Below are 13,074 nucleotides of genomic sequence, written 5' to 3'. Positions count from 1 at the left end.
CGAACGGATTATGGAGGCGGATCATGGCTGATTATCTGGAAAAGCTGGACCACCATACCGACGCCGCCGATCCGGCCTATGGCGACACGGAAATCCAGAATTACACGATCAATTTCGGTCCCCAGCATCCCGCGGCGCACGGCGTTCTCCGCCTCGTCATGGAACTGGAAGGCGAAATCGTAGAACGCTGCGATCCCCATGTCGGCCTGCTGCATCGCGGCACCGAGAAGCTGATCGAATATAAGACCTATTTGCAGGCTTTGCCCTATTTCGACCGGCTCGATTATTGTTCGCCGCTGGGCATGGAGCATAGCTATGTCCTGGCGGTCGAGAAGCTGCTGAACCTGGAAGTGCCGCTGCGCGCGCAATATCTGCGCGTGTTCTTCGCGGAACTGACGCGCATCTGCAATCATATGCTCAACCTGGGTTCGCACGTCATGGACGTGGGTGCGATGACGCCCAACCTGTGGTTGTTCGAAATTCGCGAGGATTGCCTCAACTTTTTCGAACGGGCGTCGGGCGCGCGCATGCACAGCGCTTACTTCCGTCCGGGCGGTGTGCATCAGGATGTGCCGCTGAAGCTCTTGACCGACATTGCCGACTGGCTCGACACGCGCCTGCCGCGTCTGTTCGAAGATGCGATCAGCCTTGTCGCGGACAACCGCATCTTCAAGCAGCGCAATGTCGACATCGCCGTGGTCAGCAAGGAAGACGCGCTGAAATGGGGCTTCTCCGGTCCCATGATCCGTGGCTCCGGCATTCCCTGGGACATCCGCAAGTCGCAGCCCTATGACGTCTATGACCGCATGGACTTCGACGTGCCGGTCGGCACCAATTATGACTGCTATGATCGGTTCATGGTGCGTGTCGAGGAAGTCCGCCAGTCGGCGCGGATCATGAAGCAGTGCCTCAATGAGATGCCCGAAGGGCCGATCGCCAGCTTCGATCGCAAGGTTGTGCCGCCCAAGCGCGGCGAGATGAAGCGGTCGATGGAAGCGCTGATCCACCACTTCAAACTTTATACCGAAGGCTTCCATGTGCCCGCCGGTGAAGTCTATGTGGCGACCGAAAGCCCCAAGGGCGAATTCGGCGTCTATCTGGTCGCGGACGGCTCCAACAAGCCCTATCGCTGCAAGATCCGCCCAACCGCCTTCTCGCATTTGCAGGCGATGGACTTCATGATGAAAGGCCACATGCTGGCCGACACAACCGCTGTGCTGGGTGCGATGGACATCGTGTTCGGAGAATGTGACCGATAATGGCTGACGCACCTCATATCCCCGATGAAGCCGAAACCCGCGCGCGCTGGGGCGCGTTTGCGTGGACGGCGGAGAATGCCGCGCAGGCGGAGAAGATTATCGCCCGCTATCCGGCCGGTCGCCAGCAATCCGCTGTCATGCCGTTGCTCGATCTGGCGCAGCGGCAGGTGGGGGCGGAAACGCAGACCCAGGGCTGGCTGCCCGTGCCGGTGATGGAATATATCGGGCGTCAGCTCGATATGCCCTATATGCGCGTCTATGAGGTCGCGACCTTCTACACCATGTATAACCTGGCGCCGGTTGGCCGCTATCATGTGCAGGTGTGCGGCACGACGCCCTGCATGCTGCGCGGCTCCGACGATGTGTTTGCGGCCTGCAAGAACAAGGGTCTGGTCAAGGGCGCGACGACGCCCGACGGCCTGTTCACGCTGACCGAAGTCGAGTGTCTTGGCGCGTGCGCCAATGCGCCGATGGTGCAGATCAACGACGATAATTACGAAGACCTGACCTATGACAGCATGAGCGCCGTGTTGGAGACGCTTAGCGCGGGCGGCCAACCCAAGATCGGGCCGCAGATCGATCGCCAGACCAGCGCGCCGGAGGGTGGCCCGACCACGCTCAAGGAGATGGTGTCCGAAAATCACGATTATCGGGGGATTGGGCATGACCGACGCACCTGCCGCACCGGCCCCGTTTGTCGGCCCGCTCGCCGACAGCGATCGCATTTTTACCAACGTCCATGGTTTTCAGGACTGGGGTATCGACGCCGCGATGAAGCGTGGCGATTGGGACAATACCAAGGCGCTGCTGGCGCTGGGCCAGGACGCGATCATCGACATCATCAAGGCGTCGAACCTGCGCGGCCGTGGCGGCGCGGGCTTCCCGACCGGCATGAAGTGGAGCTTCATGCCCAAGGAAAGCAAGGATGGCCGTCCGAGCTTCCTGGTGATCAACGCCGACGAATCCGAGCCGGGTTCGTGCAAGGATCGCGAGATCATCCGCCACGATCCGCACAAGCTGATCGAGGGCGCGCTGGTCGCGGGTTTCGCGATGCGCGCGCGGGCTGCCTATATCTATATTCGCGGCGAGTTCATCTACGAAGCCAAGGTGCTGTTCGCGGCGGTCGAGCAGGCCTATGCCAAGGGGTTCCTGGGCAAGAATGCCTGCGGGTCGGGTTATGATTTCGACGTGTTCGTCCATCGCGGCGCGGGCGCCTATATCTGCGGCGAGGAAACCGCGCAGATCGAAAGCCTGGAAGGCAAGAAGGGCCAGCCGCGCCTGAAACCGCCTTTCCCGGCGGGCGCTGGCCTCTATGGCTGTCCGACCACGGTCAACAATGTCGAAAGCATCGCGGTCAGCCCGACGATCCTGCGGCGTGGCGCGTCCTGGTTCAACCGCTTCGGTCGCGAAGGCAATCGCGGCACCAAGCTGTTCCAGATCAGCGGCCATGTGAACAAGCCCTGCGTCGTCGAGGAATCGATGTCGATCCCGTTCCGCGAACTGATCGATCGCCATTGCGGCGGCATCCGGGGCGGCTGGGACAATCTGTTGGCGGTCATTCCGGGCGGTTCGTCGGTCCCGCTGGTCCCTGCGAAGGAGATCATGGACGCACCGATGGATTTTGACGGGCTGAAGGCGCTCGGCTCCGGCCTTGGCACCGCCGCCGTCATCGTCATGGACAAGTCCACCGACATCGTGCGGGCCATCAGCCGCCTCAGCTATTTCTACAAGCATGAAAGCTGCGGCCAGTGCACGCCATGCCGCGAAGGCACGGGCTGGATGTGGCGCGTAATGGAACGGCTGCGCACCGGCGACGCCGACCTGTCCGAAATCGATATGCTGCATCAGGTGACCAAGCAGGTCGAAGGCCACACTATCTGCGCGCTCGGCGACGCGGCGGCCTGGCCGATCCAGGGGCTGATCCGGCATTTCCGGCCCGAAATCGAACGCCGCATCAACGAGCGTGGCACGCCTGTGATGGAGGCAGCGGAGTAATCATGCCTAAGGTCAAAGTTGACGGCGTAGAATTGGACGTCCCGGCGGGCGCGACTGTCTTGCAGGCGTGTGAGCTGGCGGGGAAGGAAATTCCGCGCTTCTGCTATCATGAACGGCTGTCCATTGCGGGCAATTGCCGCATGTGCCTGGTCGAGGTGAAGCCCGGACCGCCTAAGCCGCAGGCATCGTGTGCGCTGCCCGCTGCCGAGGGTCAGGAGATTCGCACCGACAGCGAAATGGTCAAGAAGGCGCGCGAAGGGGTGATGGAGTTCCTGCTCATCAACCATCCGCTCGACTGTCCGATTTGCGACCAGGGCGGCGAATGCGATTTGCAGGATCAGTCGGTCGCCTATGGCCGCGGTGCGTCGCGCTATGACGAAAACAAGCGCGCGGTGACCGAGAAATATATGGGTCCAATCGTCAAGACCGTCATGACCCGCTGCATCCAGTGCACCCGTTGCGTGCGCTTTGCCGAGGAAGTCGCGGGCGTGCCGGAAATCGGTGCCATCTATCGCGGCGAAAATATGCAGATCACCACCTATCTGGAACATGCCGCCAAGAGCGAGCTGTCCGGCAATGTGGTGGACCTGTGCCCGGTCGGCGCGCTGACCGCCAAGCCCTATGCATTCGAAGCGCGGCCATGGGAGCTGAAAAAGACCCATGCGATCGACGTGATGGATGCCGTTGGCACCAACATCCGTCTCGACAGCCGGGGCCGTCAGGTGCTGCGCGCCGTGCCGCGCATCAATGACGATGTGAATGAGGAATGGGCCAGCGACAAGACGCGGCACAATGTCGATGGTCTGGTGCGCAAGCGGCTCGACAAGCCTTATGTCCGCAAGGACGGCAAGCTGGTCCCGGCGACCTGGGCGGAGGCTTTTGCGGCGATCGCGGCGGTCCAGCATGGCGGCAGCGTCGCGGCGGTCGCGGGCGACCTGCTTGACTGCGAGACAATGTTCGCGGGCAAGGCGCTGGTCGAGAAGCTGGGCGGGACGATGCTCGAAGGGCGTCAGACCGGCCTCGCCTATGACGTGTCGAGCCTGTCGTCGGTCGTGTTCAACACGCCGCTGGCGGAACTGGAAACTGCGGACGTCATCCTGCTGGTCGGCACCAATCTGCGCTGGGAAGCGCCGCTGGTGAACACGCGGCTGCGCAAGGCGATCAAGAAGGGTGCCAAGGTTTTCGGCATCGGGCCTGAGTTCGATCTGACCTACAAGGTCGAGTGGCTGGGCAATGATGCGTCGCTGCTCGCCAAGCTGCCGGAAGCGGTGGTCGAGGCATTCGGCAAGGCAGCGCGGCCCGCGATGATCGTGGGCGGCGGCGTGCTGGCCAAGGATGGCGCGCATGGTGACACGCTGGCGCTGGTCGAGACGCTGGGCCTGATCAAGGACGGCTGGAACGGCTATAACGTCCTGCATTTCGCGGCTGCGCGCATGGGCGGGCTGATGCTCGGCTATGCGACGGCTGGCGGGATCAAGGCAGTGGCGGCTGCCAGGCCCAAGCTGCTTTTCTCGCTGGGCGCGGACGAGGTGGATTATGCCGCCTTCGAGGGCAGCTTCAAAGTCTATGTCGGCCACCATGGCGACAAGGGCGCGCATGCGGCGGACGTGATCCTGCCGGGCGCAAGCTATGCCGAAAAGGCGGGCACCTATGTCAATCTGGAAGGCCGGGTGCAGCGGGGCGAAAAGGCTGTGTTCGCACCGGGTGACGCCCGTGAGGACTGGTCGATCCTGCGCGCCCTGTCGGACGTCATGGGTGCAACGCTGCCGTTCGACAGCTTCGAACAGTTGCGCGCCGAGATGGTCAAGGCCGTGCCTGCTCTGGGTATCGAGGGACTGGCCGATTATGGCTGGTCGATCCCCAAGCTGCCGACCGGCGCGACTGGCGAACTGGCTTCGCCGATCAAGGATTTCTACCTGACCAACGCCATCTGCCGCGCCAGCCCGACGATGCAGCAATGCTCGGCCGAACTGGTCCATGGGGTTGAATTTGCGGAGGCGGCGGAATGACGCACCTCATCCGTGTTCCCGCGCAGGCGGGAACCCAGTCCCAGGGTCTGAACTGGAATCCCGCCTGCGCGGGAACACGTCGCTCTGTTAACGCCGGGGGCGCGAAGTGACCGCTTTCTTCCAAAATCTGGGCCTGCCGTTTGAAGGCGCCTGGTTCCTGTCGACCATCATCGGCATCCTCGTGATTGCCCTGCCGCTGATGCTGGCGGTGGCGATGATCATCTATGCCGATCGCAAGATCTGGGCGGCGATGGCGCTGCGGCGCGGGCCGAACGTGGTTGGCCCCTTCGGCCTGCTCCAGTCCTTTGCGGACGGGGCCAAGGTGTTCCTGCAGGAAACGATCATCCCGTCGGCGGCGAACAAGGCGCTGTTCATCATTGCGCCGATCATCACCTTCACGGTCGCGCTGCTCGCCTGGGCAGTGGTGCCGTTCGATGTTGGCGTCGTGTTGGCGGACATCAATGTCGGCCTGCTCTACATTCTCGCGATTTCGTCTCTTGGCGTCTATGGCATCGTGCTGGCGGGCTGGGCGTCCAACTCGAAATATCCCTTCTATTCCGCGATCCGCGCCAGCGCGCAGATGATCAGCTATGAAGTCTCGATCGGCTTCATCCTGATCAGCGTTGTGCTGTGGGCCGGCAGCTTCAACCTGACCGCGATCGTGGAAAGCCAGAAGGGCTATTACGGTTTCCTCAACGGCAACGGATTCAACCCGCTGCTTTTCCCGATGGCGATCATGTTCCTGATCTCCGCCATGGCCGAAACCGCACGCGCGCCGTTCGACCTGACCGAAGCGGAAAGCGAACTGGTCGCGGGTTACCAGACCGAATATTCGTCCATGGCCTTCGCGCTCTACTGGCTGGGCGAATATGCCAACGTTATCCTGATGTGTGCTTTGAATGCGATCCTGTTCTGGGGCGGTTACTTGCCGCCGCTCGACTGGGCGCCGCTCTACATGGTGCCGGGTATCATCTGGCTGTTCGCCAAGATCCTCTTCTTCTTCTTCGTCTTTTCCTGGGTAAAGGCGACGGTGCCCCGCTACCGTTATGACCAGCTGATGCGGCTGGGCTGGAAAATCTTCCTGCCAACCTCGCTCTTCTTCGTCTTTCTGGTGTCGGGCTTCCTCATGCTGACGCGCTATGGAGGCGCACAATGAGCCTCGGATATTACGTCAAGTCTTTCACCCTCTGGGAGTTTGTGAAGGCGCACTGGCTGACCTTGAAATATTTTTTCAAGCCCAAGGCGACGATCAACTATCCCTATGAGAAGAACCCGATTTCGCCGCGGTTCCGGGGCGAACATGCGTTGCGTCGCTACCCCAACGGCGAAGAGCGCTGCATCGCGTGCAAGCTGTGCGAGGCGGTGTGTCCGGCGCAGGCGATCACCATCGAGGCGCAGCCGCGCGAGGATGGCAGCCGCCGCACGACGCGCTACGACATCGACATGACCAAATGCATCTATTGCGGTTTCTGCCAGGAAGCCTGCCCTGTGGATGCGGTCGTGGAAGGGCCGAACTTCGAATTCGCGACCGAAACGCGCGAGGAGCTGATCTACGACAAGGCCAAGCTTCTTGAAAATGGTGACAAGTGGGAACGCGCGATCGCCGCGAACCTTGCCGCCGATGCGCCTTATCGGTAATGCGCGCCGTGTCTAACTCAAACCCGTTCGCCCTGAGCTTGTCGAAGGGCTCGACTGAGCGCAGCGAAGTCACTTCACTTCGTTCAGTGGAAGGCTTCGACTTCGCTCAGCCCGAACGGTTTCCGGGGGCCATCCTGTGATCCATGTCTTAGCCTTTTACCTGTTCGCGATCCTGGTGGTGTCCAGCGGTGCGCTGACCATATTGTCGCGCAACCCGGTCCATTCGGTGCTGTGGCTGATCCTGGCCTTCTTCAACGCGGCGGGTCTGATGATCCTGCTGGGCGCGGAATTCATCGCGATGCTGCTGGTCATCGTCTATGTCGGCGCGGTCGCGGTCCTGTTCCTGTTCGTCGTCATGATGCTGGACATCGACTTTGCCGAATTGCGCGCCGGTTTCGTCAGCTATCTGCCGTTCGGCCTACTGATCGCGCTGGTGCTGCTGGCGGAAATCGTGCTGGGCATTGGCCTGTGGAGCGCCGGTCCGATTGAACTGGCGCAGCGCGCGGCGCCGGCCACGCCGGACGTATCGAACATCAAGGCGATCGGTACGCTGCTTTACACCCGCTATATCTTCCTGTTCGAAGCGGCAGGCATCGTCCTGCTGGTTGCTATGATCGGTGCGATCGTCCTGACCCATCGGGCACGCGGCGGGGTGAAGGGCCAGAACATCGCCAAGCAGAATCGTCGCCGTCCGCAGGATGCGGTCCGCAATATCAATCAGCCCGCAGGGCAGGGGGTGGAGCTGTGATCGGCCTTCAACATTATATGGTGGTCAGCGCCATCCTGTTCGTGATGGGGGTGCTGGGCATCTTCATCAATCGCAAGAATGTCATCATCATCCTGATGGCGATCGAGCTGATTCTTTTGAGCGTGAACATCAACCTTGTCGCTTTCAGCGCCTTTCTGGGCGATCTGGTCGGGCAGGTGTTCAGCATGTTCGTGCTGACCGTCGCGGCGGGTGAGGCGGCCATCGGCCTAGCCATCCTCGTCATTTACTTCCGTGGTCGGGGCACCATCGCCGTCGACGATGTCAACCGGATGAAGGGCTGAGCCTGAACTCATGATCCAGCTTATCGTTCTTCTTCCGCTGCTGGCCGCTGCCATTGCGGGCCTTGGCAACAAGGCGCTGGGCAAGCTGCCCGCCAAGATCGTCACCACGGGCGCGCTGTTCGCCAGCTGCGCCATGTCCTGGCCGATCTTCATCAGCTTCCTGACCGGCAGCGCCGAGGCGCATGTGACGCCGCTGTTCACCTGGATTCAGTCGGGCAGCTTTGACGCGCAATGGGCCTTGCGGGTCGATGCGATGACGGCGGTGATGCTGGTGGTGATCACCAGCGTGTCCAGCCTCGTCCACCTCTACAGCTGGGGCTATATGGAAGAGGAGCCGGATCAGCCGCGCTTCTTCGCCTATCTCTCGCTCTTCACCTTCGCGATGCTGATGCTGGTGACGGCCAACAACCTGCTCCAGATGTTCTTCGGCTGGGAAGGGGTGGGCCTGGCTTCCTACCTGCTTATCGGTTTCTGGTTCCGCAAGCCGTCGGCCAATGCCGCCGCGATCAAGGCGTTCGTGGTCAACCGCGTGGGCGACCTTGGCTTCATGATGGGGATTTTCGGGACTTATCTGGTGTTCAACACCATATCGATCCCCGAAATTCTGGAAATGGCCCCGTCGATGGCGGGATCGACCATTGGCTTTCTGGGCCATCGTTTCGACACGATGACGGTGCTGTGCCTGCTGCTGTTCGTCGGCGCCATGGGCAAGTCGGCGCAGCTTGGTCTCCACACCTGGTTGCCGGACGCGATGGAAGGTCCGACCCCCGTGTCGGCGCTGATCCACGCTGCTACCATGGTGACGGCGGGCGTGTTCATGGTGTGCCGCCTGTCGCCGATGTTCGAGACGTCAGCGACGGCGCTGACCGTCGTAACCTATGTCGGCGCAGCGACCTGCCTGTTCGCGGCGACCGTGGGCACGGTGCAGACCGACATCAAGCGCGTCATCGCCTATTCGACCTGTTCGCAGCTGGGCTATATGTTCTTTGCAGCGGGCGTTGGCGCCTATGGCGCGGCGATGTTCCACCTGTTCACCCATGCCTTCTTCAAGGCGTTGCTGTTCCTGGGGGCCGGTTCGGTCATCCATGCGATGCATCATGAACAGGACATGCGCTATTATGGCGGCCTGCGGAAAAGCATTCCCATCACCTTCTGGACGATGACACTTGGTACGCTGGCCATCACGGGCGTTGGCCTGCCGCTCATCGGCGTCGGCTTTGCCGGTTTCTATTCCAAGGACGGCATTCTTGAAGCGGCCTATGCTGCCGGCGGAGCTGGCACCGGCGCGTTCATCGTCGGCGTATTGGCCGCGCTGCTGACCAGCTTCTATAGCTGGCGTCTGGTGTTCCTGACCTTCTTCGGCAAGCCGCGCTGGACCCAGTCCGAGCATATCCAGCATGCGCTGCATGACGCGCATGGCCATGACGATCATGCAACCCACGGCCATGGATCGGCGCATGACAACGCACCGGCCCAGGAAGATGCTGGCCATGATCCGCATGCGGCTGAGGCAGGCGCACATGAACTTCCCGCCGGCACGGGCGGCTATCATCCGCATGAAAGCCCGCTGGTGATGCTGATCCCGCTGATCATGCTCAGCCTTGGCGCAGTGTTTGCGGGCTTCCTGTTCCACGATCAGTTTATCGGGGCAGAGGGCGGCATCGAATTCTGGAAGGGCGCATTGTCGTTCGACAGTCATCTGATGCACGCGGCGCATGAAGTGCCCAAATGGGTCAAATTCTCGCCGTTCACGGTGATGCTGACCGGGTTGCTGATTGCCTATCTCAGCTATATCAGGAACACCGATTGGCCGCAGCGCTTCGTCGCGACCTTTGGTGGACTCTACACCTTCCTGCTCAACAAATGGTATTTTGACGAGCTGTATAACTTCCTGTTCGTCAAGCCTGCCTTCGCCATCGGCCGCTTCTTCTGGAAGTTCGGGGACATCGGTTTCATCGACCGGTTCGGACCCAATGGCCTGGCCGCTCTGGTCGTGCAGGGCAATAAAGTGACCCGTCGGCTCCAGTCCGGCTACCTCTACACCTACGCGCTGGTGATGCTGATTGGCCTCGCCGCTGCCGCAACCTGGGCGATGACACGATAATGGACGGCTTCCCCATCCTTTCCCTGATGATGGCAGTGCCGATGGCGGGGGCCATCGCCTGTCTGTTCGTCGGCGCGAACAGCGCGCGCTGGATCGCATTGATCGCCACTCTGGTCGATTTCGTCCTGGGCATGGCCCTGTGGGCGCAGTTCGACCAGTCGGGCAGCGGCGCGCAATGGCAGTTTCAGGAATATGCGCCGATCTTCGGCAAATTTGCCTGGGCGCTCGGAATTGACGGCATTGCCCTGATGCTGATTGCGTTGACGGTGTTCCTGATGCCGATCTGCATCGGCGCCAGCTGGAACGCGATTCAAAAGCGCGTGGGCGAATATATGGCGGCCTTCCTGTTCATGGAGGTGCTGATGATCGGCGTCTTCACGGCGCAGGATCTCTATCTTTTCTACATCATGTTCGAAGCCGGCCTGATCCCGATGTATCTGATCATCGGCATATGGGGCGGTGCTGACCGGATTTACGCCAGCTATAAATTCTTCCTCTACACATTGTTCGGATCGGTGCTGATGCTGATCGCGATGATGTGGATGGTGCATGAAGCCGGGACCACCGACATCCCCGTGCTGATGGCGTATAATTTCGATCCGCATATCCAGACCTGGCTGTTCCTGGCTTTCTTTGCCAGCTTCGCGGTCAAGATGCCGATGTGGCCGGTCCACACCTGGCTGCCCGACGCACACGTTCAGGCGCCGACGGCCGGTTCCGTCATTCTGGCAGGTGTGCTGCTGAAGATGGGCGGGTACGGCTTCATCCGCTTCTCGCTGCCGATGTTCCCCGAAGCCTCGGCGCAGCTTGCGCCGCTGGTCTGGGGCCTGTCTATGGTCGCGGTGGTTTACACCTCGCTCGTCGCGCTTGTTCAGTCGGACATGAAGAAGCTGATCGCCTATTCGTCCGTTGCGCATATGGCCATCGTCACGGTCGGCCTGTTCGCCTTTAATCAAGCGGGCATCGAAGGCGCGATGATGGTGATGCTGGGCCATGGTCTGGTCGCGGGCGCGCTGTTCCTGTGCGTCGGCGTCATCTACGACCGGCTGCACACGCGCGAGATTGTCCGTTATGGTGGCCTGTCGATCAACATGCCGCGCTACGCCATGCTGTTCCTGTTCTTCACCATGGCGTCGGTCGGCCTGCCCGGGACGTCCAACTTCGTTGGCGAATTCCTGTCGCTGATGGGCATCTATCAGGCATCGAGCTGGGTGGCGCTGATCTGCACCACGGGTATCATCCTGGGCGCGGCCTATATGCTCTACCTCTATCGCCGCATCTGCTACGGCGAGCAGGTCAATGCCGATGCCGCCGCGATGCCGGACCTGTCGGGTCGCGAAATCTGGTTGCTTGCGCCGATCGCTGCGGTGGTGCTGTGGATGGGGGTTTATCCCGAAAGCTTCCTCAAGCCCATGCGCCCGGATATTCATGCACTCGAAGTCCGCCTGGCGCCAGCCGCGCCGGCCGGCGATTCCAAGATCAAGATGGGTGCGCCCAAGCCTGCGGGCGAAGCGCATGAAGGTGCCCATCACGAAGAAGCTCCTGCGCACGGGGAGGCGCACTGATGATCGACTCCGCTTCCCTTCTGGCAGTCCTGCCGGAACTGATTTTGACGGCCGGCGGCCTGATCCTGCTGATGGTGGCTGCTTTTGGCGGCGATGGCACCGCACGGATTGTCAACGCATTGTCGGTGCTTACGCTGATCGTCGCGGGTGTGGCGCTGTCCAGCACGATCGCCCATGGGCCGGATGCATTTGACGGCCTGGTCCGTGCCGATGCTTTCTCCGTCTATGCCAAGGCGCTGATCTATGCGGCGGCCGCCGTGGCTATCCTGCTTGCGCCGCGCTTCTTTTCTACCGACAGCGCGCTGCGGCCTGAATATCCGATCCTGATCCTGTTTGCCGCGATCGGCATGGGCATGATGGTGTCGGCGGGCGACATGCTGACGCTTTATGTCGGTCTCGAAATGAACAGCCTGGCCTCCTATGTCCTGGCCAGTTTTATGCGGCAGGACGGGCGTTCGTCCGAAGCGGGCCTTAAATATTTCGTGCTGGGTTCGCTGGCGAGCGGTATCCTGCTCTACGGTATCTCGCTGCTCTATGGCTTTACCGGCAGCACCGCGTTTGATGGCATTGCCGTTGCGCTGGGCGATGGCGTGGGCAAGGGCGAATTGTTCGGCCTGGTATTCGTGCTGGCGGGCCTTGCGTTCAAGATCAGCGCCGTGCCGTTCCATATGTGGACCCCGGACGTCTATGAAGGCGCGCCAACGCCGGTGACGACCTTCTTTGCCAGCGCGCCCAAGGTTGCGGCCATGGGCCTGACCGTCCGCGTCGCGATCGAGGCGCTGGGCCCGGCGGGTATGGACTGGCAGCAGATCGTGATCTTCGTCGCGCTCGCTTCCATCCTGTTCGGCGCGGTCGCGGCGATCGGCCAGAGCAATATCAAGCGGCTGATGGCCTATTCGTCGATCAACAATGTGGGCTTCGCCTTGATCGGCCTGGCCGCTGGCACGCCTGCAGGTGTTGCCGCGACCATGAGCTATATGGCTATCTATGTCGTGATGACGATCGGCGCGTTCGCCTGCATCCTTCAGATGCGCGACGCCGACGGCAAGCCGGTCGAGACGATCGCCAGCCTCGCGGGGCTGTCGCAGTCGCGCAAAGGGCTGGCGGCCGGATTTGCGATCTTCATGTTCTCGATGGCCGGCATCCCGCCGCTGTTCGGTTTCTGGGCCAAATTCCTGGTGTTCGATGCGGCGGTGGCGTCAGGTCTGACCGCGCTGGCGGCGTTCGGCATCGCGGCGTCGGTGATTGGCGCTTTCTACTATCTCAAGATCATCAAGACGATCTATTTCGACGAGCCGACCGGCGCCTATGAGGCGAAGGGCGGCGCGGTTGAAAATATCGTCCTGACCGCCTGCGCCGTGGTCATCGTCCTGGGCTATCTGCTCAACCCCCTACTGGATCAGGCGAGCGCCGCCGCTGCGGCGTCCCTGTTCTGACCATTCGCTTCGTCGCGG

General features: G+C 61.5%; 10 protein-coding genes and 1 pseudogene. All 11 read left to right on the top strand.

Features of this window, described 5'->3' with window-relative positions; all coding sequences use genetic code 11:
* Window positions 1-23 precede the first annotated feature (23 nt).
* On the top strand, window positions 24-1,259 hold the full coding sequence (locus CJD35_RS14430; protein WP_017184602.1) for an NADH-quinone oxidoreductase subunit D: 1,236 nt from the start codon (window positions 24-26) through the stop codon (window positions 1,257-1,259).
* Window positions 1,259-1,915, top strand: a pseudogene (locus CJD35_RS14425) (complex I 24 kDa subunit family protein); the annotation flags it as partial. The gene CJD35_RS14430 and the pseudogene CJD35_RS14425, both read left to right, overlap by 1 nt.
* 7 nt (window positions 1,916-1,922) lie before the next feature.
* Window positions 1,923-3,254 (top strand): NADH-quinone oxidoreductase subunit NuoF, encoded by a 1,332-nt coding sequence (gene nuoF / locus CJD35_RS14420; protein ID WP_017184600.1) that lies wholly within the window; start codon window positions 1,923-1,925, stop codon window positions 3,252-3,254.
* A 2-nt stretch (window positions 3,255-3,256) separates the two neighbouring features.
* Window positions 3,257-5,263 (top strand): NADH-quinone oxidoreductase subunit NuoG, encoded by a 2,007-nt coding sequence (gene nuoG, locus CJD35_RS14415; RefSeq protein WP_017184599.1) that lies wholly within the window; start codon window positions 3,257-3,259, stop codon window positions 5,261-5,263.
* A 106-nt stretch (window positions 5,264-5,369) separates the two neighbouring features.
* Window positions 5,370-6,419 (top strand): NADH-quinone oxidoreductase subunit NuoH, encoded by a 1,050-nt coding sequence (gene nuoH, locus CJD35_RS14410; RefSeq protein ID WP_017184598.1) that lies wholly within the window; start codon window positions 5,370-5,372, stop codon window positions 6,417-6,419.
* Window positions 6,416-6,901 (top strand): NADH-quinone oxidoreductase subunit NuoI, encoded by a 486-nt coding sequence (gene nuoI / locus CJD35_RS14405; RefSeq protein WP_017184597.1) that lies wholly within the window; start codon window positions 6,416-6,418, stop codon window positions 6,899-6,901. Before nuoH ends, nuoI begins: the two co-directional genes overlap by 4 nt.
* Window positions 6,902-7,037: 136 nt before the next feature.
* The gene (locus tag CJD35_RS14400; RefSeq protein ID WP_017184596.1) at window positions 7,038-7,649 is read left to right on the top strand and encodes an NADH-quinone oxidoreductase subunit J; all 612 of its coding nucleotides are present in this window, start codon (window positions 7,038-7,040) and stop codon (window positions 7,647-7,649) included.
* Window positions 7,650-7,666: 17 nt separating this feature from the next.
* On the top strand, window positions 7,667-7,951 hold the full coding sequence (gene nuoK, locus CJD35_RS14395) for an NADH-quinone oxidoreductase subunit NuoK (RefSeq protein ID WP_019053664.1): 285 nt from the start codon (window positions 7,667-7,669) through the stop codon (window positions 7,949-7,951).
* A 10-nt stretch (window positions 7,952-7,961) separates the two neighbouring features.
* Window positions 7,962-10,055, top strand: coding sequence for an NADH-quinone oxidoreductase subunit L (gene nuoL, locus CJD35_RS14390; protein WP_017184595.1), 2,094 nt, complete (start codon window positions 7,962-7,964; stop codon window positions 10,053-10,055).
* Complete coding sequence (locus CJD35_RS14385; protein WP_095687171.1) at window positions 10,055-11,620, top strand: NADH-quinone oxidoreductase subunit M; 1,566 nt, start codon at window positions 10,055-10,057, stop codon at window positions 11,618-11,620. The genes nuoL and CJD35_RS14385 overlap by 1 nt, the downstream gene beginning before the upstream one ends.
* Window positions 11,620-13,056 carry an NADH-quinone oxidoreductase subunit NuoN gene (nuoN, locus tag CJD35_RS14380; protein WP_017184593.1) on the top strand — a complete coding sequence of 479 codons (1,437 nt, stop codon included), beginning with the start codon at window positions 11,620-11,622 and terminating at the stop codon, window positions 13,054-13,056. Before CJD35_RS14385 ends, nuoN begins: the two co-directional genes overlap by 1 nt.
* Window positions 13,057-13,074: the final 18 nt, after the last annotated feature.

This window comes from Sphingobium xenophagum, assembly GCF_002288285.1.
Taxonomy (GTDB): Bacteria; Pseudomonadota; Alphaproteobacteria; order Sphingomonadales; family Sphingomonadaceae; genus Sphingobium; species Sphingobium xenophagum.
This window is presented reverse-complemented; position numbering and strand designations above follow the sequence as displayed.